The sequence below is a fragment of the Cryobacterium breve genome (assembly GCF_027594785.1).
Lineage (GTDB): Bacteria > Actinomycetota > Actinomycetes > Actinomycetales > Microbacteriaceae > Cryobacterium > Cryobacterium breve_A.
Window position 1 is genome coordinate 2,856,107 of record NZ_CP075584.1, and the last position, 25,420, is coordinate 2,881,526.

The window sequence follows — 25,420 nt, forward strand, 5'->3', positions numbered from 1 at the left end:
CGCCGTTACGGCAGGATCGAGCCGTTCACCGAGTCTTCGCCGCCGAGCACCACGATCTTCCCCGGGCGGAGCCGGTCCAACTCGGCCTGGACCACCGCCGGGATGTTGTCGGCACGCGTGAGCAGGATCGGAGCATCCGCGTCGCCCGCGACCGCCGCTCCCGAAAGCGCGTCCGGGAAGTTGCTTCCGCTGGCCAGATACACGACCGGCAAACCGGGAGCGAACGTCGCCGCGGAGATCGCCGCCGATGTCGCGAAACGGTCGTCTCCGGCGATCCGGGTCACGGCTCCGGCGCCCGTCGTGAGCGCCTTGAGCTGTTCGAACACGGCCGCCCCGACCGAGCTCTCCCCGCCGAGCACCACGATCCGCCCCGGCTTCAGGCGCGCCAGCTCGGTCGCGATCGCGGCAGGGATCACGTCGTCCCGCACCAGCAGAACCGGTGCGCCCTGGCTGCCCGCGACCGCGGCTCCCGAAAGCGCATCCGGGAAGTTCGACCCGTTCGCCACATAGACGACCGGGCGTGCCGGCGCGAAGCCGCTCTTCGAGATCGCCGCAGACGTTTCGTACCGGTCCAGCCCTGCGATCCGCACAACGCCTCCGGTTGTGAATGCCGCGAGCTGTTGGTACACGGATGCCGAGACCGCGTCCTCTCCGCCAAGCACCACGATCCGTCTCGGCTTCAGCCGCGTCAGGCTCCGACCCGATCGCCGCCGGGATCGCGTCGGCCGTGACGAGGAGCACCGACGTGCCCTGACTGCCGGCGAGCGCTGCACCGGAGAGGGCGTCCGGAAAGTTGAATCCGTTCGCGATATAGACCGTGCCGACTCCCGAGGAAAAGCGCCAGGCCGAGATGGCCGCAGACGTCTCAAATCGATCCGTGCCGAACAGCCGTTGCCGCAGGTGGCTCCATTGGCTGGCGTGGTCCGGAGTCCCGGCGTTCCGGATCACGTCGTCACCGACATTGGTCACCGGCTGAACGCCGCCCACCGAGGCCCAGTCCGAGATGTAGCTCGGTGCACCGCCCGTGACCTGGTAGACCCGCTGGCTCGGTTGCGCGGACACGAACGTGCCGTCAGACGGGTGGAAGCGGAGGTGGTTCCAGGGGCTCGCGGCATCCGCTTGGTCGGCGTTCCGGATATCGTCGTCGCCGATCGACACCGTCGGCTTCGCGCCGCCGACCGTCGCCCAGTCGGAGATATAGAGGGGAGCGCCGCCGACGATGGTGAACACCTGCTGGCTCGGTTGCGCCGAGACGAGCGTGCCGTCGGCCGGGTAGGTGCGCAGGCCCGCCCACTGCGAGTCGGAGAGCGCGATCGTCGGTTTGATCCCGCCGAACGTCGCCCAGTTGGAGACGTAGATCGGCGCCCCACCGGCGATGCGATACACGTCGCCCCGGTAGCTCACGAAGTCGCCCGAGTGCACGCCCGAGCCCGAGTCCTTGAAGTGGATGTACCCCGACGGCGCACTCACCGAATACGTGTTCTCGTGATAGGCGCCGTCGTGGGCGCCGGTGACGGTGCGCCAGTTGTACGCCTCGACCGTCACCGTGCCGCCGGGGTTGACCGACTCGACCCAGGCGAGGTGCCCGTAGGCCCACCAGGCGACCGAGCCGACGGTCGGGTTCATGTCCACGGTGTAGCCGCGGGCGCGGGCGTCATCGGCCCAGCCGGTCGCGTCGTTGTGGAACGGCATCTCGAACCCGTTCTTGGAGTGCAGCCGCCAGGCGACGAACGACGTGCACTCGCGGTTGTACTCGAGCCAGGTGTCGAACATCGAGTCGATCGGCACGTTTTTCCACTGGTCCGGGTAGTCGTCGGTGCCGGCGCTCGCCGCGGGGGCGAACACGAGGGCGGATGCCGCCAGCACGACAACCGTGACGAATCCCGCCAGTCCACGGGTCAGCCCGAGACTCAGCCGATGGACGAGGCGCTCACGACGCCGAATTGCTCTGCGCGTGCGCGTGCGCGTGTCCTGGATCATGGGCTCCCGTCGGATCGCTGTCGCGTCCCGACCTGTCTAACAGATCCGTGAACCGGAGCCGTCCCCCCATTTTAGGTGCTGCTCGCCGAGATGCGCCTTTTTTCCAGACAATGAGTGGTCCATCGAAATATTCACTCAGCGAACCTTGCCTCTGGCCACGCACCGGGTCTAGTCTCGCGACATCGGTGCTCCATCTTTGAGAAGTATGTGAGATTTCTTTGGGAGGCAGTGATGCCAGCACGGTCGACGTTTATGCGAATCCACAATCGAACCGACAAGCTCCTCACCTTGACAGATTCGGGTCTCGATCACGGGGAATGGACCGATCCCAACAGCCCGCCGAGTACCATTGCGCCCTTCGCCACGGTGTTCGTGGAGTCGGAAAGCGACGGCTTTGCAACGGGAACGGAAGGGCACATCCGATACTCCGCCGACGGCGCCTGGTCGGAGCGGTGGTTCCGCATCGGCGACCCGAATTTCGGCGACGGCTTCACCCTGCCCGGGCTGACTCCGATTTCGGTGGTTTCACGCAACCCGGATCATGTCGACCTGTTCGCGGTGGGCAAGGACGATGCGGTGTACACGACCTATTACGACACGAATGGCGGGTGGTTCAATCGGTGGTTCCGGATTGGCGACCCGAATTTCGGCGACGGCTTCACCCTGAACCAACGCACGCCGATTTCGGTGGTTTCCCGTACGCCGGATCATGTCGACCTGTTTGCGGTGGGTAAGGACGATGCGGTGTACACCACCTATTACGACACGAATGGCGGGTGGTTCAATCGGTGGTTCCGGATTGGCGACCCGAATTTCGGCGACGGCTTCACCCTGAACCAACGCACGCCGATTTCGGTGGTTTCCCGTACGCCGGATCATGTCGACCTGTTTGCGGTGGGTAAGGACGATGCGGTGTACACCACCTATTACGACACGAATGGCGGGTGGTTCAATCGGTGGTTCCGGATCGGCGACCCGAATTTCGGCGACGGCTTCACGTTGCCCGGGCTGACGCCGATTTCGGTGGTTTCACGCAACCCGGATCATGTCGACCTGTTTGCGGTGGGCAAGGATGACGCGGTGTACACCACCTATTACGACACGAATGGCGGGTGGTTCAATCGGTGGTTCCGCATCGGCGACCCGAATTTCGGCGACGGCTTCACCCTGCCCGGGCTGACGCCCATTTCGGTGGTTTCACGCAACCCGGATCATGTCGACCTGTTTGCGGTGGGCAAGGATGACGCGGTGTACACGACCTATTACGACACGAATGGCGGGTGGTTCAATCGGTGGTTCCGCATCGGCGACTCGAATTTCGGCGACGGCTTCACCCTGAACCAACGCACGCCGGTCGCCCTCGTCGCGCGCGACCAGAACCACCTGGACCTCGTCGCGGTGGGCAAGGACGACGCGGTGTACACCACCTTCTACGACACGAATGGCGGGTGGTCCAACCGGTGGGTCCGCAACGGAGACACCAACTTCGGGGACGGCTTTACACTGAGCCCTTTGACGCCGATCTCCATTGTTTCCCGCACGGACGACCACATCGACTTGTTCGCGGTGGGGAAGGACGAGGCGGTCTACACGACCTATTCGGGCGGCCAGTTCTACTTCTACTGGTACAACCCCTTCGTCGGGAGGAACAGCTATCACCAGGGTGCGCCGCTCGGTACCGGGGTGTCGTTCTCGGGGGGATTCGGCAACAACTCTGAATTGGACGTGCAGATCGTCCCTGCGAGGAGGGTCAGCGTTCCCAATTTTGAGCCGTCCGTCAACGCATTTCACTTCGACAACCGTTGGCCGGACGAGTCGCTCGCGCGACTGATCAAGATGCCGGATCCCTTCGGCGACATCACGATCGGAAACGCATCCAATGGCATCTGCGGCGGAATGGCCTATGCCGTCGCCGACTACTACAACGCCGGACAGCTTCCGCCCGCCCAGACGACAAATCCCGCGGGAATCGGAGATCCTCTCTTCGACTACCTGGTATCGCGACTCTTCGATTCCTTTGACCTCCCCGACGGGCCGGTCGTCTACTGGCACTATATGGAACCCGCCTACCCCGATACGCCTCGGGTCGATGCGGACGGACGATCGTGGGTGATGGCGCACGAGGCCTTTCCCGCCATCATGGCTGCCGTCGATTCGGGGCGCCCGTGCCCTCTGGGCCTTGTGATGGTGAAGTCGCTCCTTCCGACCGACCTGGGCGAGAACCACCAGGTTCTCGCCTACGCCTATCTCCTGGAAGGGGGAATCGCCACGATCTGGGTCTATGACCCCAACTCGCCCAACAACGATGAGGTCACAATCAGATTCGACCTGTCCGACGCGGGGGTCCACATTGACGTCGGGCACAACGTGAACGCATCGCGACCGATCTACGCCCTGTTTGCAACGCCGTACTCGCCGCAGCAGCCCGTCGGAGGAAGGCCACGGTAGCGGGCCCACACCAGTTACCTGAGCAGCGCCGGCACCACCACGAGGCCGTTGAATACGATGTGCGCGACCATCGCCCCGCCGAGCCGGCCGGTGACCGCGGTGACGGATGCCGCGGCGAGCCCGAACACGAACGTCCCGGCCCCGACCACCCACAGGGCGGTCGGGGAACCGGCGTCGACCACGTGCACCAGCGCGAACACCAGCGCACTCACCGCGCACGCGAGAGCCAGGGCCACCGGGCGGCGGGCATCCGTTGCCGCGGTGACCGCGCGCAGCAGCAGGCCGCGGAAGAACAGGCTCCTCGATCAGGGGCGCGATCAGGACCGGTGCGAGGAGCGCCAGCACGATCCACCAGGCGTCGTGCGCGGGTGCGTCGAGCGTGGCGCCCGTGGTGCCCATCTGCCCGTAGCCGGCGATCTCGAACAGGCTCGCCACCACCCGGGTCAGCAGCCCGATCGTGAGCCCCCAGAGCAGGTCGAGTGGGTGGAAGCGCAGCCCGAAGTCGCGGGCGGGCGAGCGGGAGCCGCGCAGGTAGCAGGCCACGAGCACGCTGCCGAGCAGCGGCACCCACACCACGAGGTAGCTGAGCACCTCGACGAGTCGCGGGTCGGTGAGGTAGCCGTGGCTGAGCGCCCAGTCGGCCGCGAGCACGAGCAGGATCGCCCCGACCGCGCCGACGGCCGCGTCGTCGAGGCCCCAGCGCACGCGCCGGGCCGGGGGAGAGGCGGAGGCAGCGGGTGTGGCGAGGGTCATGCACTCAAACTATCGTGTGGGCTACGCCCTGCGCCCCTCGGAATCTAGTAGCTCCCGACCCAGAGGCTATGACGAACTGCCCATGCTCAGTCCCAGTCCCAGTCCCATTCCGAGTCTTCGACCTTGCCCGGCAATTTGGGTCAAATTGAGGGGTTACGGAAGCATCCTGTATGGCACCAAGCTCGCGAAGCTGGACACATAGAACGCAAAGAATATAGCCGAGATGACGACAACGACGATAGTAAAACCAAGTCGATGCTTACTCACTCGTATTCGATTGGCGAGCAGGAGGATGAAGAAGATGCTGAAATACCCTTCCATCCGGCCCAATACGGCGAAGCTTGTCCCGAGGATCAGAAAGATTGGCGCGAGCGCCGCGTACCCAAGCCACCGCTCCGTGCCAGGATCTCTGGGCAGGGCGAATGCGATTAGGACCAAGATGACGAAGATTGCCGCGATCAGGTAGGTGCCGAGTCCGCTCCCAGCGCCATCTAGATAAGTTGCGTAGCGGCCGTTGATGCTGGAGAGGAAGTTGACGACTGCAGGCTGCTTTATGAAGACAGCGCCTACCACGTACGTGACAACGAGCGCGGCGATGAAGGTCCGCAGGGTCGGCTTCCATCTGTAGAGGATCAGCTGCAATGCGGCGGCGAATATGGCTGTGCTGTGGAAGGACGTAGCGACAAGGACGACTAGGACCCAGAGCACCTTCCTTTTCACCATAAACGAGCTTGCCCAGAAGAGCAGCGCGATCGCCATACCCTGGCGAACGATGTTGAATGGTGTGACATACGACGCGAGCAAGATGAAAAACAATACTGTGAGCGCGAAGTTGGTGCTCTGTCTCTTCATGGCGACAAAGACAGGAACGATCGTGATTGTGGAAGTCACCCAGAAGAGTACGGATGCCTGATTGGTGAACGACCGGATCATGAGCGACAGGATCGTGAAGCCGAACTCTACAGGTGAGGCAGTGAGCGAACCCACCCAGTCCTGGGGGTTGAGCTGGGCGTAGATCGTCGTATAAATGCCATAGTCGGTTCCGACGTAGTAGCGGAGCCCGGAGAAGACTACTAGCCCGGCTAGCAGCATGAAGTCGATCGGTGTCCATGTTCCCCGAGCCAGAAACGACAGCTTCGAAGGCAGGGTCTTTCTCTGCACCTGCCGGTAGTACCGGTCGATACCTTGAGATATGCCCGCAAGTGCCGTGGATATGCCCGCGACAAAAAAATAGATGACCACGAGCGCCGCCCCCAGGCTGAATGCTAGAAGACCCCAGCCTAGCGGTCATATCGCCTAGAGAATTGCCAGCGGAGGCCGTGGGAGCCTCTTCCCATTCACACTTCCGATGGCGATGGATACCTGACCGAGGGGCTGTGCGGGAAGCAGGTCGAGCAGTTCAGAGCGCCAGCCTGGTAACGGCGAGGAGGCCGCCCGTGTTTCCGCGCATCGCCCCATTGATTGCCCAAAGTAGTAGATGCCAGCAACAGGATCTATCGCAACGTAGAACACTGCTGTCCCGACTTCCTAGCCCAAGATGTGAGCGTCCTCATCGCCGCGGCTCGTCATCGCAGGCACTGACAGCGTGAGGGTCGTGGCCTTGGTGGCCGCCTGAATGTAGGTTCCGATCCGTACGAAGTTTTGCCAAATTGTGCGGAGAGGGAACCCAAGGCGTTCGTTGTGACTGCGGCCGTGGCGCTGGTCACCGCACTATTCCCGCTTGTCGTGGCGAGGTCTGTGATGCGGGCCCGGAGCACACCGGGAACGGGGATGCTCCCAGTGAATGTCGTGCCGATCCACTCGGGGATGCCAGTCAACCGCGGAACCTGGAATGAGATCGGGTTGGAAGGCTCGGAGCCGACCTATATGTCTGTGGCAGCACACGAAACCTGCACTGTCTGCCATGCCTGAGTAGCCCCAAACCGTTCCGGACATAAGTGCCCATGTTGTCCCCAAGTTGAACGACTCGTAGCTGTTGGCGGGGCATCCGGCATCACCCACGCTAGAGAATCTAGTGTCCCGCGCCATAGGAGTCAGGATAGACGCCGTGTATATGGCGGATATTCGAGAGCGGGCCTCCAACGGTCGTACACGTTTTCGCATGTGTGGATCGTCAGAGCGACGGGCCGACAACGGGGTCGCCGTGTACCGCCCAGAGCAGAGCAACGCCATGGGCGGCGAGCCCATTCATGATCGTTTCGGCGCCTTACGCCGGCGTGGCAAGAGCGGCAAACCACGAGACCGCGGCGGGATTGGCGACGGGTGCGGCACGGTCGATGCCCGATGCCCGATGCCCGATGCCCGATGCCCGATGCCCTGGACGCCTTGAACTGTCCTAAACAGTTCCGTTTTAACAACACCAGTTTCGGGAGCCCCAAAGTCGTGACCATCCCGGCCTAAATCCCCTTGAACGTTAGGCATCGCCTTGCTGTGCCAATCAAGGACTCGCTCTGGTAGGTGCCAAAGGTGTCGTAATTGTGGAATTTGGTAGCATCCTCATTGATGTAGGTATTTTCCCCCGGCGAGCTGTGTGAGTTGGGGGCGCGGCTGGTCAGTCGGATGCGTGTTGCAGACGTGGGGGACTGCAGCATCTCAGGCGCTCCCGGATGTTGTCCACAATTTCAATTCGACAACAACTTCATTCCAGTCGTGCAGCTTGCCTCTTCCGAATCGATGCCTACCCTGGCTTCTTGTTTTTTTGAGTGGTCTTGTGTTGGCGGCAATAGCGCCCAACAGAACTTCCGACGGTCGGAACTTACGGCTTCACCACTTAGAGAAGCAATCCCGAGCGCTCGCGCAGTCCCGCGCACACTTCGGCGAGGTCGGCGGATGCCACGGGCCGGGAGAACAGGTACCCCTGCGCGAAGCGGCAGGCGTGGTCCTCGAGCCAGTCGGCCTGGGCATCGGTTTCGACGCCCTCGGCGATGACGCTGCTGCCGAGACCCCGGGCGAGCCCCAGGATCGACTGCACGAGCGGGGCATCGTCTGCGGCGCAGCCGATCGCCGAGATGAAGCGGCGGTCGATCTTCAGCACGTTCGCCCGTACCTCGCTCAGCCGCTCGAGGTTCGATGACCCGGTGCCGAAGTCGTCGATCATGATCGGGATGCCCGATGTTTGCAGTTGGGCCATGTTCGCGTGCACGGCGCCGTACTCCACGACGTAGTCGCTCTCGGTGAGCTCGATCTTGAGCGCTCCCGCCGGCAGCGCCGCAGCCGTGCACAGGGCGAGCAGCCGGTCGGCGTAGTGCGGGTCGCCGAGTTCGATGCCCGAGGCGTTCACGCTCACATAGAACGGCGGCGCCCCCGGCTCGACCGGCATCGCCCAGCCTGACGCGATCGTCACGGCCGTGTCCACGATCCAGGCGCCCAGGCGCGGCATCGCCCCGCTCGCCTCGCACAGCGGGATGAACTCGACCGGCGAGATCGCGCCCCGGGTCGGGTGCGTCCAGCGCAGCAGGGCCTCGGCGCCGACCGCCCGCCGGGTGCGCAGATCGACGATCGGCTGGAACACGAGGCTGAACTCGTCGTTCGCGATGGCCTGCCCGACGGCCGTCGCCGTCGCATAGTGACCCCCGTGGATGCTGGTTGTTCCGCGCCCGGCCCGCTTGGCGCTCGAGAGCGCCTCCGTCACTCGGGTTCGAAGCCCGGAGGCCGACTCGCCCGGCTCGTGGCCGGCGATGCCCGCCGAGAACCCGTGGACATCCGCCCGCATGGCCTCGACCGCGGCTTCGGCTTCCCCGGTGGCCACGCCCGGCAGAAGGATCGCGAATTCGTCGCCGGCCGTGCGGGCGACGATCACGCCCGAGTCCGGACCGCCGAGCTGCCTGCAGCGTGCGGCGAAGTCGATGAGGAGCGTATCGCCGTAGGCCCGCTGGCGCACCTCGTTGGTGAGGGTGAAGTGGTCGAGGTCCATGAGCACGACCGTCGTCACAGCGCCGGACGGGGCGGTCCGAACGTGATCGTTGAGGATGCGCTCGAAGTAGTTCCGGTTGCCGAGCCGGGTCAGGTCATCGGTCTCCGACTTGAGTGCGCTCGTCACGAGCCAGTGCAGTCCGAAATTCGCGATGATCGCCGCGGGGATGATCAGGAGCAGGTCGATGCCGCGCATGCCCGGGTGCACGATCAGCGCGGTCGTGACGAGCACCGTGCCGGCCACTGCGAACGGCAGCGACTGCAGAATCGGCAGGAACATATAGGACAGAGCGAGAATGACGAGGATCCAGGTGCTCATCGCGAGGGCCGATGAGGTCGTGTCGGTGAGATAGACGCTGACGGCGGTGTCGAGCACCAGGAACGTGAGCACGATCGTGCGCACGGTGCGGGTGAAGAACCGGCGGAAGAGTATCGAGAGCAGCCCGACCGGCAGCGACACACATACGATGAGGACGAACAGGCCGGCGTGCGGGGCCACGCTCTCCTCGGGTGTGCTCACGTAGACGAAAAGCACAATCGATGCAAACGTCGTCAGGCTGCCGAGCAGCAGCCCCGCCACCTTCGGGTTGTCGAACATCCCCGGATGGAACGTGACCATCAGTTCGGCGCGGAAGAACCTCCCCAGTGCTTCGGCCCACCGTTTCTTGCGATTCCCCCTGAATCGTCCATCAGTCGGTCGTCTGGGGTTGTACCCGGGGCGGGCCGTTGCCGCGCACGGGAGTCATCTCCCGATTCGCCTCGTTGCATACAAAGTTCATACCCATCCTGTGAGCCTACCTGCGCGACTACCGGCGTAGCGGATATCGTCGACCAGCCCCGCACGTGTCCGTGCTCCACCCCCCCCATTTGCCCTGTTTTATGACCCCCATTCATGCACGTAGCCCAGCTGTAGCGGGAGAGGACCGCAGTTGTGTGACGCCATGACGAAGGGGGCATCTGCTGTGCCCTCGCGCACCACCGCACACGCGCACGGTAAGTCAACACAGGGAAGGCCGCCTAGTGGAACTTCGCGACTATATTCGCATCCTCCGCAAGAGCTGGGTGATGATCCTCATCCTCGCGCTCGTCGGCGTCGCCGCCGCCGCCAGCGTCTCGATCGTGCAGACCCCCAAGTTCAGCGCCACCGCCAAGGTCTTCGTCTCCACCCAGTCCACCGGCACCACGAGCGACCTCGCCCAGGGCAACAGCTTCACGGTGCAGCGGGTCAAGACCTACTCCGACCTCGTCGCCACCCCGATCGTGCTTCTGCCCGTGATCGCGAGCCTCGAGCTCGGCATCCCGGCGGACGAGCTCGCCAAGCGGATCACCGCCGCCGCGCCGCTCGACACCTCGATCATCGAGATCACCGTGATCGACACCGACCCGGTGCGCGCCGCCGACATCGCCAACGCCACGTCGCTCAGCCTCACGGCCGTCGTGCAGACCATCGAGACCCCCGCTTCCACGTCAACCGGCGCCGAAGCCGTGTCCCCGGTCAAGCTCACTCGCGCGCAGGAGGCCACCGTGCCGAGCGCCCCGGTCAGCCCAAACGTACCTCTTAATATCGCGCTCGGACTGCTCGTGGGTCTTGCCCTGGGCGTCGGCGCCGCGGTGCTCCGCCAGACCCTCGACACTCGCATCCGCAGCGAGCGCGACGTTGAACAGATCACCGACATCCCCATCCTCGGTGGCATCGTCTTCGACGCAAAGGCGAGCGAACGCCCCCTGATCGTGCACGTCGACCCGCGCAGCCCGCGCGCCGAGAGCTTCCGCACTCTGCGCACCAACCTGCAGTTCCTCGACGTCGGCCGCACCGACCGCAGCTTCGTGATTACCTCCTCCATTCAGAGCGAGGGCAAGAGCACGACGGCCGCCAACCTTGCCATCGCGCTCGCCGACTCCGGCGCCCGCGTGCTGCTCATCGACGCCGACCTGCGACGCCCGAAGATGGCCGACTATATGGGCGTCGACGGCACCGTCGGCCTCACCGACCTGCTCGTCGGCCGCGCCGAGCTCGCCGACATCATCCAGCCCTGGGGCAAGGCCAAGCTGTTCGTGCTCCCCGCCGGCCAGGTGCCGCCGAACCCGAGCGAACTGCTCGGCTCCGCGCGCATGTCCTACTTCATCGGAGAGTTCAACGACAAGTTCGACGTCGTCATCTTCGACGCCCCGCCGCTCCTCCCGGTGACGGATGCCGCCATCCTCGCCAAGAACGTCGGCGGCGCCATCATCGTGGCCGCGGCCGGCCGCGTGCCGGCGGCGCGGGATACGCGGCCATTGCCGTAGTGATCACTCTGTCTCAGTTGGTGCCTTATGCGGACCTTGGGATTGGGGCGGGAGTGATCAACTCCATTTCGATGTCGGAGCCAAACGACCCGATACGGACGCGAGCGATAGCAAGTGCGATGCGGGTGTTGATCGTCTCAATGTTCGTTGTCTCGGCGATTGGCGCGTTGGGTGCCACCGTGTTCTCGTGGTCAGATGTGCTCAACTTGGGCAATTCGGGGCTGGCCAACGTCGACGCCGTGACAGGACTTGTGGTTATCGCATTCGCTGTGACCATTCCGTTGGGCGTAGGGCAGCGCGTGCTCCTTGCGCTTCTGCTCAATCCCGTTGCGATTGTCGTCACCGCACTTGGACCGATACTGAGCCTGGCAGGCACAGCACTGATCGTGTGGCGGGGTCTCCCACCTGAACTTATGGTCTTCCCGCCGGTCGTCGGTGGACTCATAAGTGCGGCGGTTTCGGTTTCAATCGCCATGAAGCGAATCGGTTTTCGTTGGATCACCGTGTTTCAATACAGGCAATATCACCTACCCGGTCTCCTCTCTCAGGGAATGTGGTACCTGATGATCAGCATCGTTTCGGCGTTCGCATTCCAATGGGGTCGAGTCGTGCTTGCGTCTCGCGCAACCCTTGGCGACGTCGCTACGTATTCACTTGCCATGCAGTTCTATGCACCACTGTGGTCGTTCTTCATCGCGGCAGGTACGTCGCTGTGGCCGATTTTCGCACGCAGCCGTTCGCGCAACGAAAGTTCTTCAAAATTGCTCGCGCGCATGGTTTCCTATTTCGTAGGCGCGGCTGTGCTGTGCCTGGTCGGATTGGTTGCACTCGGTCCGTGGCTTGCGAGTTGGATTTCGCATTCGATCGTCGAGGCGGGCGCACTGATCTTCCTTGGTTGTGGTGTGTTGATCATCGTGCAGGCAGTGCAGCTAGTTCTCGGAGTCTCGTTGACGTCGCCGAGAGATTTGCGCTTTCAAGCGTTGTGGGGGCTGCCCATGGCTGCGGTCGTCGTGGGTGCTACGTGGGTGTTCGCGCCGATATGGGGGGCGATCACACCGTTCGTTTCTGCTGCCGCTGGAGTTCTCGTCTTTCAGGTCATCCCCAACATCGTTCGCGTTCGAGCGAACTCCCGTCGAATGCGGGAGGGGATGACGGTTGAACAATTTGCAACTATCGGCACGTGATTGCGTTGGGCGAGATTCGTCGCAGCCCACCGTACAGATGTCGACTCGTAGGAACGTAAGACCGAAGTGGAGAATGCAATGGCTCAAATAGGTATGGTTATCCCCACTCTGGGAACCCGTCCGACGTGGTTGCGGGGGACACTTGATTCAATTTTTGGCCAGATAGGCGTTGACATTCAGGTCGTCATCGTAACGCCACGGCCGGACGAGGTCACGAAGATCGCTATCGGAACGCCCGCTAGGGTGTTCGCCTCGGACACTCCAGGGATATCCGCTGCTGTCAACGAGGGGTGGGCAGAACTTCGTGACGCGACCTACCTCGCTTGGTTAGGAGACGACGACCTGCTTGCACCCGGATCGCTGCAGATTTCACAGATGGCGCTTGGACGAAATGATATGGCCTCGGCCACCTATGGGAATGTGCGCTACATCGATGCAGAGAACGAAACGCTATTCGTGACCCATCCGGGACGTATCGCGAGAGCTTACTTGCCGTGGGGCAAGGATCTGGTCCCGCAACCTGGGAGTCTGTTCCGACGAACCGCAATCGATGCAGTGGGAGGACTGGATACCAGCCTCCGCTATGCCATGGATTTCGACATTTTTCTGAAGTTGCGCACCGTCGGTCCCTTGCTCTACTTGCCTACTGAGGTCGCGGCTTTTCGCCTGCATCCCGGAAGTATCACCGGAGCAAATCGTTCGAGTGTGGAGGCGGAAGAAGTGCGTGCACGTACTCACTCCGCGCGCGTCAATGGTCTGCGCAGATCGCTGAGTCCGCTCCAGGGTGTTGTCGACCGTGCACTCTACAAACTCTCTCAACGTCGAGGTGGCGTTGTGCCTGACTTGCTGGGAAGAGAGTACGTGTTGGATGTTCCGGGCGCGGCCGACTTTGACATGCGTTCATCGTGACGCCACCAGTCGAAGTTCCGCTGAAACCGACGTTTCGACGCAGCTGGATATTCCAAGACTTCAAGGCCAATGCCCATCGGCCGCGGGCCCGACTCCTGCTTGTGACATTCAGAGTTGCCCAGTCGGCGCGCTATCCATTTTCGAGTCGACCACGGTTGATTTCGTATCCTCTTACGGCTTGGTATGTATTTGTCTCCGAATGGCTGCTTGGCATGGAGCCTGCCAGTCAAGACGCAAGTGGGGCCCCGTTTTCAGATCGTCCACGGATTCGGGTTAGTCATCAACGTGGACGCTCAGCTCGGTGCCGACGTCGTCGTCCGACAGGGAGTGACCATCGGGAACAAAGGTGACGGTGGTCCGTCTCCCGTGATCGGCGACGGAGTCTCGATTGGCTCCGGAGCCTGCGTAATCGGTGCCCTAACAATTGGCGCACAAGCACGAATAGGTTCGAATGCAGTTGTCTTGCACGATGTGCCGAAGGGCGCCTCCGTTGTCGGAAATCCTGGACGCGTTCTGGCCGCCCGGAGCGCCGAGGTCTGAAGCCATGAACCAGTCACTCGTTATCCTGATCGTCACGGGGCTGTCCACCTTCGCTTTGATCGCTCTTATTCAGGGGGTGCGACGCGGAAATCTTGTAGCCACCTGGAATCTCACGACGACCTACATCGTTGTCGTCGCGTGGTTGCTCCTCGCTTCATCGGCCGTTACCCAGTTCGAGGGTGGAAACGTGTCAGTTGTCAATGCCTTCGGACAGACAACGATTCTTGCCAATCCTCGGGCGGCGCAGATAATGCAGTCAGCCGGCTATGTAATCATTGGAGTCGGCTTCCTGACGTTCTTCGTGCAGGCATTCGTTCGTAGACACCCGATCAACTCGCCATTGATCCTGATGGGACTGCTGGTCGTCCTAACGGATTTCTCCTCCGCCGCGGTCGGGGCCTCATCAGTTGGAAACCCGCGCATCGTAGCCTTAGTCGCGCTCTTCTTGGGTGCATCCGTTTTGCCACGGGGAGGTGGGGCTCGCCTCGGGATGGCGGTATTCGGTCTCTCCGTCAGTATCGCCAGCGGGTTGTTCCTCTTGGTGAACTTCACGGCAGCGTTCCGCGAGTGCCGCCTGGACAAGTGCGGTCCGCTTGGCAATTTGTTCTTCGGCGTGACAACAGGCGAGAACACGATCGGTTTGATCCTTGCGGCCACGTTGCCGTCTGTATTGCTTGTCTTTCGTCGGAGCACTCGGTGGATTCTTGCTCTCTATCTCTTGAGCATTGTCTATATCTGCGGGAGTAGAACCGCCCTTCAAGTTGCTCTCATCGTTACGGTGGTGGTTCTCCTCACGCGGCTTGACTCCGAGCACGTTGCAGGCGCTTGGTCGCGAATCATCGCGGTCGGGACGGCGCTCTTCGGTCTGGCCATTGGGGTCATCCTGCCGTTTCTTCCATTGGCTCCTGGGGATTTCACTAATCGCGCGTATTTGTGGAGTCTCGCCTCCGACCAGCTCGCGTCGAGCCCGATCTTCGGATTTGGTGCGTTGGTCTGGGGAAACCAAGTCGCGAACGGCGTCATCTCCAGAGACGAGGCGTATTCCGTCCACAATCAGTGGCTCGACATCATATATACATCCGGTGCGATCGGTGTGCTCCTCTTCGTCGTTCTCATCCTCCTTGCTCTTCGGCAGACTGCAAAGGGGTCAGCGCCAACAACGGCGCTCCTCTTCATGCCGGTGATCTATTCCGGCCTGCTCGAACGCACCTGGGCCTTTGGCTTGCTTGACGTGTTCGGGTGGATGGCAGCGGCAACGCTATTGGCCCTCCAACCGGGCGAGGTTCGACTCAAGGTGCCAGCAGTATTTGCCGCCGAGGAACACGCGAAACTCACGGAGCCACACCTACATGGACCTGAAATTCCTGGGAGTCTCACCCTGTCCATTTCGGGCAATGAAAATCGTTCGTCGACGGGAACTGGAGAGCATCTGACATGAATGTGAAACGAGCGTGGTCGGCCGTCCGAACGAGGCTCGATCGAGTCCAGGCGCAGGTCTGGGTCCGGTTACCTTTGCATGTCGGCCGGGTGACCCGCACCGCCACCTCACCCGACGGCTCCTATCGCATCGTCTCGCTGACCACCTACCCCGCCAGGATTCGTTCTGTTCACCTGACCCTGCGGAGTATTCTCAAGCAATCCCTCTCCGCGGATTCGATCTATCTCGTTCTATCGAGTCTCGAGTTCCCGGGCGGTGAGCCGGACCTCCCGAAGACGCTTCGCCGCCTGGTCCTCGCCTCGAAGGGTCGTATCACCATCCAGTACACGCCCGACAACAAGCGTTCGTTCAAAAAACTGCTGCCGGTACTTGAAGTACACCCTGGAGCTACCGTTATTACCGCCGATGACGACGTGCTCTACCGTCGGTCCTGGATGAAGGAGTTGGATTCGGCAGGAAAACAATTCCCCGGCAGTGTGGTCGGCACGAGGGGAACACTCATCGGTTGCTCGGGCGAAACAGCACTTCCCTACACAGAGTGGCGTCCGGCGCCGGTGGATCGTCCCAGCCATCAGATCTTCCTGACCGGGAGGGGCGGTATCCTCTACCCGCCCGGCTCTCTCGACGAACGCGTCTTCGAGTGGGAAACCGCGTCGTCGCTGTGCGCCTCTGCGGACGACATCTGGTTCAAGGCAATGGCGTCCTTGGCAGGCGCCCCCGCAGTTAAGATCGACACCGGTCGAGAGTATCCCTCCAATGGTGCCACTCAGGGCACCGCGCTCTGGCGTAGCAACGTGTCCAGAAATGAGAATGATGCCGCCTTCAAAGCAGTCGTTGACCATTTCAACCTCTGGCCGATGTATTCCGACTGAGCCAATTGCCACGCTGAGAAACCGCTGCTGATGGCGGTCCGGTATCGCTTGGACACGAAAGAAAGAGCACAATGTGAAATCCTCCTTGCCGCAGTCTCAGTTTGACGTGCTCTATCTCGCCGTTTTGCCCTTCTATCGCGAGTATTGCATTCGATCGCTCCTGTCGGATGAGACGGTGAACGTGAGGCTGTTTGCGGGCGATCGCCACGTGGATCCAACCATCCGCACAGGGATTAGTCCGACTCTTTACACGCGTGTGAGGAACTACGTCATAGCAGGACGTGTGCTGGTGCAGCTGGGGGGTGGAAGAGCGCGGTCGCCGCGAGGACTACGATTCTGGACTTGAATCCTCGAAGCCTTACTGCATGGTGTCTCGTGCTTCTGCGACGCGTTTTGGGTCGGCGCACTCTTCTCTGGGGGCATTTGCACCCTCGTGCCGGCCAGGAGAGCCGAACGGCCTTTTTGCGCCGGACGATGAGGCGGCTGGCGAACGGAACAATTCTCTATGGCTACGACAGTGTGCCCTTCGCACGTTCAGAGGTGCCAGGGGCGAGTGTCTGGGTCGCACCGAATTCGCTGTATTCACGAGACGACCTCACAGTGTCCGCCAGCAACGGGCCCTACACGAGCGTTCTCTACGTGGGACGGCTCGTGGCCGAGAAGAAGGTCGATGTCCTAATTCGCGGATTCCTCCTGAGCGACCTTTCTGCTCGCGGCGTTCGGCTGCTGATCGTCGGAGAAGGTGGCGAACGCGCCAGGCTCGTGGCGCTAGTCAGCGAACTCGGAGGAGATGCCGTTGTCTCCTTTCTCGGTCAAGTCTCCGAGGTCAATGAACTGCGCCATTTATACGAGGACGCCATTTGTTCCGTTTCACCGGGCTACGTCGGGCTGAGTTTGACGCAAAGCTTAGGTTTCGGCGTTCCCATGCTCGTCTCAAGGGATGAACCGCATTCTCCCGAACTCGAGCTCGCAAGGATCGGAGGAGTCAGCTTCTTTGACACCGACTCACCGAAGTCGCTCGCGGGGCTCTTCAATGACCTTCAGATCCAAGGAAACGCTGCCTCGAGGCAGACCACGAATTCGGCCGTGCGAGATACCTATTCCGCTGAGGCGATGGCCGCCGGGATCACTTCAGCACTTCGCAACACTCATCAAGAACTGGGAGCAGACGGATGGCCAACGAATCAGTAGTGCAAGTGCCTGCGAACCGAAGTCGAATTCCGGCTCCAATGGAAAAGTTCGTTCGCTCGGTCATGCAACGTCTGATGGTGCACGGACCGGTGACGTGCGGCAAGAACCTGCGTCTCGGACGAAACAGCGTCGTGAGTTCCCTGCACGGTCTGACCATTGGAGACAACGTGTCAATCGGTCAACGCACTGTCATTGAGGTAGACGGGGAGATCGGTGACCTTTGTCTCATCGGGCGCGCGGTCCAGATCGTCGGGCGGGCAGACCATGCGATCGATGAGGTTGGAGTGCCCATGGCATTTTCAACATGGGTTGGCGATCGATCTTCCCGCAATGAAGATGTCGTGGTCATCGGGAACGACGTGTGGATCGGCGGAGGCGTGATAATCCTCGGAGGTGTGAAAATCGGACACGGTGCGGTCGTGGGTGCCGGCGCAGTGGTGACCCACGACATCGAGCCGTATGGCATTGCCGTTGGCAATCCCGCGCGGGTTATTAGGCGACGTTTTGCATCGGACGCCGAACGGGAGGTGCATTCTTCCGCCCTTCACTTTGATAGGTGAGGTTTCACTGCCGCGGAATGCTGGAAGTCAGAGATCGAAGCGAGCCCCCAGGTCGTGGGGTTCGCCGCTGCCCCAGATCCGGTTTGCAGGCACAGTTCCACCGACGACGGTGCCGGGCGTTACCAATGCGGACGTGCCGATGTGCGTTCCGCCGAGGAGAATGCATCGCGAAGTCACCCATGCGCCGTCGTCGATACGGATTGGGCGAGTAATGAGACCCATATCCCTGCGATGGGCGTGACTGCCCGTTGTAAGGAATGATTCCTGAGATATGGAGACATCGCGACCCACATAGACGTGATCCTGATTGTGGAACCACACGCCTTCGCCGATCCATGAATCACTGCCAACGTGAAGTTTCCAAGGGAACTTGACCCGCGTGCGAGGGCGAAAGATGACGCCAGGGCCAATTTCGGCGCCGAACAATCGAAGTACTCGAACTCTGAGGCTGGAACTGATCTGCCACGGGTTCGTGACCAGGAGCAATTCCGCGATCGCCCAGAGATAAATCACGGCCAGCGGCCGATCCCACGCCGCGTGTTCTCCGGGTGCGTCCGCAAGCCTGATTATCGGGATATCGGTCGGATTCTTGTCGATTTCGGGATCGTTTGCCATGGTGCCCCTATCGTCCGCGTCTGAATCGTGTACTGAGCCAGGCCGAAACCACGCGTCACGATCACACGATTCTATGAGCCCTGAACGAGTGACGCATCCACTGCCACCGAGGCGTCGAGAAATCCATCTTTGTGCACAATGCATCGATGCCATTTTTCACGAAAACGAAATCAGGCTGTAACCCAAAGGGGGGTATTTTTGGACCCTCCCGCCACTAATGTGACTACAGGGTTCCGACGTTGTAGTTCCAACTCAGGGCCGGGACAACCTCATCGGATTGGTGTTCGGCCGTCGCAGCGCACATGAATCCAGAAATCGGAGCGTCTTTGACTGACCACTTGCCGTTGAACGTTCTCGTCATCGGCCTGAACTACGCGCCGGAGCTTACTGGAGTCGCGCCCTACACGAGTGGACTGGCTCGAGGTCTCGCTCAACGGGGGCACGCCGTACGAGCCTTGACGACTCGCCCGCACTATCCGGAGTGGAAAGTGCATCCTGGCTACGACCGTCGCAACGGTCGTGAAATCGTCGATGGAGCTGATGTAACTAGGCTTCGGCACTACGTTCCAGAAAAGCCGGAGGGTATGAGGAGACTACTCTCCGAAGTTACCTTTGGGCTTCAGGTCTTCTTCGCTCGATGGGGGAAGCCGGACGTTGTTGTACTGGTTTCCCCGGCGTTGTTCTCGAGTGCGATCGCAATGGTGAGGGCGCGGATCGGCCGCCAGAGGCCGGCCGTGACGATCTGGATTCAAGACATCTATAGCCTGGGGATCACCGAAACCGGGTCCGGAGGAAGGGCCACGGCCCGAATCGTCGCGTGGATCGAGAGGTCCACGTTGAAGGCCGCTTCAGGGGTAGTCGTTATTCATTCTCGGTTCCGGGACTACCTGAGTGAGAATCTCGGAGTCGATCCTAAGCGCATCGAAATTGTGCGCAATTGGACCCACCTTGAAGAAATACCGCCCATCGACACACGATTGGTGAGAGCTGCGCACGGTTGGTTTCCCGAGGAAACTGTCGTTCTCCATGCCGGGAATATGGGGGTCAAACAGGCGCTGGGGAACGTCATCGCGGCGGCACGGATCGCTGATGAACAAGAGCCTCCCGCTCAGATTTGTCTTGCTGGGCAATGGAAGTCAGCGAGAGAGCAATTTCAAGGCAGAGGGCTCTGGCATTGAACGCTTGCAGTTCATCGACTCCCTTGGGGACTTGGCATTCCAGGAGACTCTGGCTGCGGCGGACGTGTTGCTCATCAACGAGAAGCATGGAGTTTCTGAGATGGCCGTGCCGAGCAAGCTCACGTCGTATTTCAATGCGGGGAAACCTGTCCTTGCCGCGACGGCGCGAGAGGGTGTCACGGCAGGTGAAATCACCGCAGCCAGAGCTGGAGTAGTGGTGAGTGCGGAAGATCCGACGGCACTCGTCGATGCTGCGCTGAGATTGGCGGAAGACCCTCAGCGAGCGGCGCAGTTCGGCGCAAATGGGATGCGCTATCGCACCGATGTACTTGGAGAAGAAGTGGCCATTGATCGTTTTGCTCAATGGCTTAGGAGCCTCACGTTGACGACGGACCACAAATGTGGCGCCGTGCAGACGGTTGGGCAAGAAGGAGGCATTTCATGACAAAGCGCGCTCTCATCACCGGCATCACCGGGCAGGATGGTTCGTACCTTGCCGAGCTATTGCTCTCGAAGGGATACGAGGTACACGGGCTCATCCGACGTGCATCGACCTTCAACACGGCTCGCATTGATCACCTATACGTCGATCCCCATGACCCGGAAGCCAAGCTGTTCCTCCACTACGGCGACTTGAGCGATGGCAGCCGGCTAGTCACACTGCTCGCTGAAATCCAGCCGCACGAGGTTTACAATCTGGCTGCGCAGTCGCATGTTCGCGTCTCTTTCGACGAGCCGGAACACACGGGCGACACGACTGGGATGGGTTCGATTCGTCTCCTAGAGGCTGTACGCATGTCCGGTATCGAGACGCGCTTTTACCAGGCATCAAGTTCGGAGATGTTCGGTGCTACACCACCACCTCAGAACGAGGAGACCCCGTTCTACCCGCGATCTCCTTACGGTGCCGCCAAGGTCTACAGCTACTGGATTACGAAGAACTACCGCGAGGCCTACGACATGTTTGCCGTGAACGGCATCTTGTTCAATCACGAATCACCTCGCCGCGGCGAGACGTTCGTCACGCGCAAGATCACCCGCGCCGTCGCAGCCATCCAGGCCGGGAAGCAAGACCACGTGTACCTCGGCAACCTGGATTCCATCCGCGACTGGGGCTACGCCGCTGAGTACGTCGAAGGCATGTGGCGGATGCTGCAGGTCGACGAGCCGGACGACTTCGTTCTTGCAACCGGGGGGAACTTCACCGTACGGAACTTCGTCGAAACCTCCTTCAGTCACGCTGGCCTCAACTGGGAGGAACATGTGCGTTTTGACGAGCGCTACCTGCGACCGACTGAGGTCGACGCACTTGTCGGCGACGCCTCCAAGGCGGAAGCCAAATTGGGTTGGAAAGCTACCGTTGACACGGCCGAACTCGCGCGCATTATGGTGGACGCCGATATCGTCGCCCTCGAGCACGCCGGGCAGCACTGGATCGACGAGGTCAAGCTCACCAGCTGGGGCACCAAGTAGTCATGGCTGACGATCGCGACCAGGTCGAATTCATACCGGGCGCTCTGGACCGCGCAGGCCGATTCTATGTCGCCGGTCATCGTGGCCTGGTCGGCTCGGGAATCTGGCGTCGCCTTGAAGCAGAGGGGTTCACTGACCTCATCGGGCGAAGCTCCGCTGAGCTCGACCTCAAGGACCGCGACGCGGTCTTCGCCTTCTTCGCCGAGACGAAGCCGCGCTACGTCGTGCTCGCTGCGGCGAAGGTAGGCGGCATCCTCGCCAACAGCACCTTCCCGGTCGACTTCCTGAGCGACAACCTGCGAATCCAAGTCAATGTGCTTGATGCCGCGCTGAAGTGTGGCGTTGAGAGGCTGCTCTTCCTGGGGTCCTCGTGTATCTACCCTCGGCTCGCCCCACAGCCCATCCACGAGGATTCACTGCTCACCGGGTACCTCGAACCGACGAACGATGCGTACGCGATTGCGAAGATTGCCGGCATCCTGCAGATTCAGGCCGTGCGTCGCCAGTACGGGCTGCCCTGGATCTCCGCGATGCCGACAAATCTCTACGGTCCCGGTGACAACTTCTCGCCGAAGGGTTCACACGTCCTGCCGGCGCTCATCCGCCGTTACGACGAGGCCGCCCAGTCCGGGGCGACCAGCGTCACTAACTGGGGGACCGGCACCCCGCGGCGCGAATTCCTGCACGTGGATGACATGGCCGCCGCCTGCCTGCACCTGCTGGAGCACTACGACGGCCCGGATCAGGTCAACGTGGGCACCGGATCAGACGTCACCATCCGGGAGATCGCCGACACGATCGCACGGGTTGTCGGATTCACCGGCGAAACGCTGTGGGACACCGAGAAGCCGGACGGAACGCCGCAAAAACTTCTCGACGTCTCCAAACTCGCACACGCCGGGTGGACGGCGCAGATCGGCCTCGAGGAGGGCCTGGTCTCGACCGTGCAGTGGTACCGCGACCACGTCACCACGATTCGGCAGTAAGGACGGTTCGTACTTGAGTCCGAATTGGCCGCATGCCCGCGAGGTGTGCGGCCAATTTCGCGTTCAGGTGTATGCAATGCAACGAAATGTTCACCCATTTGAAACACTGGAACTGGAAACGGGCTGTGAATGTAACCTAAAGTGGGGGGTAGCCCCAATTGGGGTTAGCCAGTGTCGGCGAAAAACCAACGATCCACAGCAGGGATACATCATGCTCAAAAAGACCCTCGCCACGATTGCACTTGCAGTCCTGGCCGTTTTCACAGTTCCTGCCGCGGCCAACGCTGCCGGCTACGTCCCCAACTCCAACATCACCATCTCCGGGAACCAGGTCGCTGGCTCCATCATCGTCATCGACTTCAGCGGCGCATCCTTTACGGCCGGCGAGAACATCTCCTTCTCCGTCTCCGGCGCAGGCGTCGTGACCCTCTCCAACTTCAAGTCGGCGACGGCAACGCTCGTCAAGCCTGCCAGCTCGACCGGCGCCGCAAGCCTGAATGTCACGCTCCCGGCCGACGCGACCGGCTCCTACACGACGACAGCCACCGGCCTCACCTCCGGCAGTGTCGGCACCGCGACCATCACAGTCAAGGCCGCTGACGCGGGCGCGACTTCGGCCGATTCCAGTGCGGGCGGCCTCGCCAGCACCGGCTACAACGCCCCGGTTCTGCTCATCTGGGCTGCAGCTGGTGCGCTTCTCCTCGGCGTCGCCCTCGTGGTCGTGCTGAGCTTCGTTCGCCGTCGCCGGCTGGCCGCGTAGCGTTTACCCCAGAGGCAACTTCTCCCGACACTGTGTGAAGTTGATCGCCCCGAAGTGAGTCCTCAAGAAAGGCCTCGGACATCGTCCGGGGCCTTTCTTTAACGCCGGTGGCACATCCGCTGCCCTCCGTTACCCCCGAGGTAAGTTCGATTCTCGGTCCGTCGCCGTTAGGCTTTTTGTATGGAGTTAGACGCATGAAGATTTCTGTCATTGGTTGTGGGTACCTGGGAGCCGTGCACGCGGCCGCAATGGTCGAACTGGGCCACGAAGTCGTCGGCATCGACGTCGACGCGAAGAAGATCGCCCAGCTTGCACTCGGCCTTCCCCCTTTCTTCGAACCCGGGCTTCCGGAAATTCTGACCTCAGCCATGGCCACGGGGCGCCTCCGGTTCAGCACGGACATCTCCGAGGTCGCCGGCTCCCGAGTGCACTTCGTCGCCGTCGGCACCCCGCAGAAGCCGGGTAGCTACGCCGCGGACCTCACCTACGTGGATGCCGCCGTCCAGGCGCTTCTGCCGCACCTCGGCGAGGGCGACCTTGTCGTGGGCAAGAGCACCGTCCCCGTGGGGACCGCCAGCCGTCTCGCCGGCATCGTCGAGGCATCCGGCGCCGGTGCGACCCTGGCGTGGAACCCCGAGTTCTTGCGCGAGGGCTTCGCGGTGAAGGACACCATCAGTCCCGACCGTCTCGTCTACGGCGTCGCGGCGGGCGAGCCCGGCGAGCACGCAACCGCCCTCCTCAACGAGATCTACGCTGTTGCACTCGCAGCCGACACGCCCCTCGTGATCACAGATTTTGCAACCGCCGAGCTTGTCAAGGTCGCCGCGAACGCGTTCCTCGCCACCAAGATCAGCTTCATCAACGCGATGGCCGAAATCGCCGAGGTCACCGGAGCGGATGTCACCCAGCTGGCGGACGCCATCGGCTATGACAACCGCATCGGCCGCCGTTTCCTGGGAGCCGGCGTCGGCTTCGGCGGCGGCTGCCTCCCCAAGGACATCCGTGCCTTCACCGCCCGCGCAGAAGAACTCGGCCGCGGCGACTCCGTGGCATTCCTCAAGGAAGTCGACGCGATCAACCTGCGTCGTCGCCAGCGCGCCATTGATCTCACCGTCTCGGCCCTCGGCGGCAGCGTCTACAACGCGAAGGTGGCCGTGCTCGGACTCAGCTTCAAGCCGCACTCCGATGACGTGCGTGATTCGCCCGCGCTTGATGTCGCCGTGCAGCTTCACGGTCTGGGCGCCAACGTCGTCGCAACTGACCCCCAGGGCATTGAGAACTCGCGCGCTCGGCACCCGCAGTTGACCTATTCCACCGAGCTCGAAGAAACGCTGCGCGATGCCGACGCCGTGGTGCTCGTGACCGAGTGGCCTGAATTCCGGCATCTTGACCCCGAGTGGGTCGGCAGTCTCGTCAAGAATAAGATCGTTATTGACGGGCGCAATTCATTCGATGCCGCAACCTGGCGCGCTGCGGGCTGGACCTACTATGGCCTCGGCCGTCCATAACCAGTTCGGCCCCGGGTACCGCAGCCTCTAGTAAGGAACACAGCACCAACATGACTACTCTTCCCCGACTGGTCGCCTTCGACCTCGACGACACCCTTGCGGCCTCCAAATCCCCGATCGATCCGCGGATGGCGGCGATCATGGTGCGTCTGCTCGGCGTCGTCGAGGTGTGCGTGATCTCCGGCGGCCAGATCGGCCAGTTCCATATGCAACTGATCGACAACCTCACCGATGTCGACGACGCGACGCTTTCGCGTCTGCACCTGATGCCCACCTGCGGTACCCAGTACTACCTGCACCGCGATGGCGATTGGACGCAGATCTACGCCGAGTACCTGACCGAGGACCAGAAGTCCCGTGCGTTGACCGCGGTCGAGGCCGAGGCTCGCAAGCTCGGGTACTGGGAGAGTGACACGTGGGGTCCGATCCTCGAAGACCGGGGATCGCAGATCACCTTCTCGGCCCTGGGACAGGCCGCTCCGGTGGCCGCAAAGGTCGCGTGGGATCCGACCGGGAGCAAGAAGAACACCCTCCGCGAAACCGTCCAAGAGCTGCTGCCCGACCTTGAGGTGCGATCGGGTGGGTCGACCTCCGTGGACATCACCCGTCAGGGCATCGACAAGGCCTACGGCATGAAGAAGCTCGCCGAACTCACGGGTGTTCCCCTCGACGACATGCTCTTCGTGGGCGACCGGCTCGATGAGAACGGCAACGACTACCCGGTGCTCGCGCTCGGGGTCGAGTGCTTCGCGGTCGAGGGCTGGGAAGACACCGCCGCGTTCCTGGAGACGTTGATCCCGAAGCTCGCCGCCGCATCCCTCTGAGCC

Annotated in this window: 21 protein-coding genes and 1 pseudogene; 16 read left to right on the top strand and 6 right to left on the bottom strand. The window is 61.9% G+C overall.

The features are described from left to right. Positions 1–5: 5 nt before the first annotated feature. Positions 6–773 (bottom strand): cell wall-binding repeat-containing protein, encoded by a 768-nt coding sequence (locus KIV56_RS20515; RefSeq protein ID WP_432432639.1) that lies wholly within the window; start codon positions 771–773, stop codon positions 6–8. Beyond that, a pseudogene (locus KIV56_RS20520) lies at positions 730–1,980 on the bottom strand (CHAP domain-containing protein); the annotation flags it as partial. The pseudogene KIV56_RS20520 and the gene KIV56_RS20515, both read right to left, overlap by 44 nt. Before the next feature lie 288 nt (positions 1,981–2,268). Here KIV56_RS20520 and KIV56_RS13995 point away from each other — a divergent pair. Next, on the top strand, positions 2,269–4,428 hold the full coding sequence (locus tag KIV56_RS13995) for a hypothetical protein (RefSeq protein WP_281533920.1): 2,160 nt from the start codon (positions 2,269–2,271) through the stop codon (positions 4,426–4,428). Positions 4,429–4,442: 14 nt separating this feature from the next. Here KIV56_RS13995 and KIV56_RS14000 read toward each other — a convergent pair whose 3' ends face one another. The 3 genes from KIV56_RS14000 to KIV56_RS14010 all read right to left on the bottom strand — a co-directional run bounded on the left by KIV56_RS14000 (position 4,443) and on the right by KIV56_RS14010 (position 9,691). Beyond that, positions 4,443–4,724 carry a CPBP family intramembrane glutamic endopeptidase gene (locus tag KIV56_RS14000; protein WP_281536163.1) on the bottom strand — a complete coding sequence of 94 codons (282 nt, stop codon included), beginning with the start codon at positions 4,722–4,724 and terminating at the stop codon, positions 4,443–4,445. Positions 4,725–5,334: 610 nt separating this feature from the next. Further along, a complete protein-coding gene (locus tag KIV56_RS14005) occupies positions 5,335–6,423 on the bottom strand; it encodes an EpsG family protein (RefSeq protein WP_281533921.1) in 1,089 nt (362 codons plus the stop codon). Between the two features lie 1,528 nt (positions 6,424–7,951). Then, a complete protein-coding gene (locus KIV56_RS14010; RefSeq protein ID WP_281533922.1) occupies positions 7,952–9,691 on the bottom strand; it encodes a putative bifunctional diguanylate cyclase/phosphodiesterase in 1,740 nt (579 codons plus the stop codon). Between the two features lie 422 nt (positions 9,692–10,113). Between KIV56_RS14010 and KIV56_RS14015 the strand changes: the two genes are divergently transcribed. The 8 genes from KIV56_RS14015 to KIV56_RS20530 all read left to right on the top strand — a co-directional run bounded on the left by KIV56_RS14015 (position 10,114) and on the right by KIV56_RS20530 (position 18,073). Beyond that, the gene (locus tag KIV56_RS14015; protein WP_281533923.1) at positions 10,114–11,379 is read left to right on the top strand and encodes a polysaccharide biosynthesis tyrosine autokinase; all 1,266 of its coding nucleotides are present in this window, start codon (positions 10,114–10,116) and stop codon (positions 11,377–11,379) included. Positions 11,380–11,498: 119 nt separating this feature from the next. Then, positions 11,499–12,563 (top strand): lipopolysaccharide biosynthesis protein, encoded by a 1,065-nt coding sequence (locus KIV56_RS14020; RefSeq protein WP_281533924.1) that lies wholly within the window; start codon positions 11,499–11,501, stop codon positions 12,561–12,563. 66 nt (positions 12,564–12,629) lie between these two features. Further along, entirely contained in the window at positions 12,630–13,472 is an 843-nt protein-coding gene (locus KIV56_RS14025; protein ID WP_281533925.1) for a glycosyltransferase, read from the top strand. A gap of 183 nt (positions 13,473–13,655) precedes the next feature. Next, positions 13,656–14,012: a serine O-acetyltransferase gene (locus tag KIV56_RS20525; protein ID WP_432432556.1), complete on the top strand. Its 357-nt coding sequence runs from the start codon at positions 13,656–13,658 to the stop codon at positions 14,010–14,012. 4 nt (positions 14,013–14,016) lie between these two features. Continuing rightward, a complete protein-coding gene (locus tag KIV56_RS14030) occupies positions 14,017–15,450 on the top strand; it encodes an O-antigen ligase family protein (RefSeq protein ID WP_281533926.1) in 1,434 nt (477 codons plus the stop codon). Between the two features lie 89 nt (positions 15,451–15,539). Next, positions 15,540–16,322, top strand: a complete 783-nt coding sequence (locus KIV56_RS14035; RefSeq protein ID WP_281533927.1) for a hypothetical protein — start codon at positions 15,540–15,542, stop codon at positions 16,320–16,322. 474 nt (positions 16,323–16,796) lie between these two features. Continuing rightward, complete coding sequence (locus tag KIV56_RS14040; protein ID WP_281533928.1) at positions 16,797–17,513, top strand: glycosyltransferase; 717 nt, start codon at positions 16,797–16,799, stop codon at positions 17,511–17,513. Between the two features lie 38 nt (positions 17,514–17,551). After that, entirely contained in the window at positions 17,552–18,073 is a 522-nt protein-coding gene (locus KIV56_RS20530) for an acyltransferase (protein WP_432432557.1), read from the top strand. A 27-nt stretch (positions 18,074–18,100) separates the two neighbouring features. Here the strand turns inward: KIV56_RS20530 and KIV56_RS14050 are convergent, their stop codons facing one another. Next, positions 18,101–18,688: an acetyltransferase gene (locus KIV56_RS14050; protein ID WP_281533929.1), complete on the bottom strand. Its 588-nt coding sequence runs from the start codon at positions 18,686–18,688 to the stop codon at positions 18,101–18,103. Positions 18,689–18,990: 302 nt separating this feature from the next. On the opposite strand from KIV56_RS14050, the gene KIV56_RS14055 reads away from it, so the two are divergent. The 7 genes from KIV56_RS14055 to KIV56_RS14085 all read left to right on the top strand — a co-directional run bounded on the left by KIV56_RS14055 (position 18,991) and on the right by KIV56_RS14085 (position 25,417). Then, positions 18,991–19,866 (top strand): glycosyltransferase, encoded by an 876-nt coding sequence (locus tag KIV56_RS14055; RefSeq protein ID WP_281533930.1) that lies wholly within the window; start codon positions 18,991–18,993, stop codon positions 19,864–19,866. Further along, positions 19,778–20,311: a glycosyltransferase gene (locus KIV56_RS14060; protein ID WP_281533931.1), complete on the top strand. Its 534-nt coding sequence runs from the start codon at positions 19,778–19,780 to the stop codon at positions 20,309–20,311. Before KIV56_RS14055 ends, KIV56_RS14060 begins: the two co-directional genes overlap by 89 nt. Next, entirely contained in the window at positions 20,308–21,339 is a 1,032-nt protein-coding gene (gene gmd / locus KIV56_RS14065) for a GDP-mannose 4,6-dehydratase (RefSeq protein ID WP_281533932.1), read from the top strand. Before KIV56_RS14060 ends, gmd begins: the two co-directional genes overlap by 4 nt. 2 nt (positions 21,340–21,341) lie before the next feature. Next, positions 21,342–22,325, top strand: coding sequence for a GDP-L-fucose synthase family protein (locus KIV56_RS14070; RefSeq protein WP_281533933.1), 984 nt, complete (start codon positions 21,342–21,344; stop codon positions 22,323–22,325). A 211-nt stretch (positions 22,326–22,536) separates the two neighbouring features. After that, on the top strand, positions 22,537–23,085 hold the full coding sequence (locus KIV56_RS14075) for a sortase (RefSeq protein ID WP_281533934.1): 549 nt from the start codon (positions 22,537–22,539) through the stop codon (positions 23,083–23,085). Positions 23,086–23,279: 194 nt separating this feature from the next. Beyond that, positions 23,280–24,593: a UDP-glucose dehydrogenase family protein gene (locus KIV56_RS14080; RefSeq protein ID WP_281533935.1), complete on the top strand. Its 1,314-nt coding sequence runs from the start codon at positions 23,280–23,282 to the stop codon at positions 24,591–24,593. Positions 24,594–24,643: 50 nt separating this feature from the next. Further along, on the top strand, positions 24,644–25,417 hold the full coding sequence (locus tag KIV56_RS14085) for an HAD-IIB family hydrolase (protein ID WP_281533936.1): 774 nt from the start codon (positions 24,644–24,646) through the stop codon (positions 25,415–25,417). Positions 25,418–25,420 lie beyond the last annotated feature (3 nt).

Coding starts and splice junctions, on each gene's coding strand:
- KIV56_RS14075 (WP_281533934.1), top strand. CDS start 22,537: ATGCTCAAAAAGACCCTCGCCACGATTGCACTTGCAGTCCTGGCCGTT.
- KIV56_RS14085 (WP_281533936.1), top strand. CDS start 24,644: ATGACTACTCTTCCCCGACTGGTCGCCTTCGACCTCGACGACACCCTT.
- KIV56_RS14080 (WP_281533935.1), top strand. CDS start 23,280: ATGAAGATTTCTGTCATTGGTTGTGGGTACCTGGGAGCCGTGCACGCG.
- KIV56_RS14010 (WP_281533922.1), bottom strand. CDS start 9,691: ATGTTCGACAACCCGAAGGTGGCGGGGCTGCTGCTCGGCAGCCTGACG.
- KIV56_RS20525 (WP_432432556.1), top strand. CDS start 13,656: ATGTATTTGTCTCCGAATGGCTGCTTGGCATGGAGCCTGCCAGTCAAG.
- KIV56_RS14020 (WP_281533924.1), top strand. CDS start 11,499: ATGCGGGTGTTGATCGTCTCAATGTTCGTTGTCTCGGCGATTGGCGCG.
- KIV56_RS20530 (WP_432432557.1), top strand. CDS start 17,552: ATGGAAAAGTTCGTTCGCTCGGTCATGCAACGTCTGATGGTGCACGGA.
- gmd (WP_281533932.1), top strand. CDS start 20,308: ATGACAAAGCGCGCTCTCATCACCGGCATCACCGGGCAGGATGGTTCG.
- KIV56_RS14055 (WP_281533930.1), top strand. CDS start 18,991: ATGAATCCAGAAATCGGAGCGTCTTTGACTGACCACTTGCCGTTGAAC.
- KIV56_RS14030 (WP_281533926.1), top strand. CDS start 14,017: ATGAACCAGTCACTCGTTATCCTGATCGTCACGGGGCTGTCCACCTTC.
- KIV56_RS14070 (WP_281533933.1), top strand. CDS start 21,342: ATGGCTGACGATCGCGACCAGGTCGAATTCATACCGGGCGCTCTGGAC.
- KIV56_RS14040 (WP_281533928.1), top strand. CDS start 16,797: ATGAGGCGGCTGGCGAACGGAACAATTCTCTATGGCTACGACAGTGTG.
- KIV56_RS14060 (WP_281533931.1), top strand. CDS start 19,778: ATGAACAAGAGCCTCCCGCTCAGATTTGTCTTGCTGGGCAATGGAAGT.
- KIV56_RS14050 (WP_281533929.1), bottom strand. CDS start 18,688: ATGGCAAACGATCCCGAAATCGACAAGAATCCGACCGATATCCCGATA.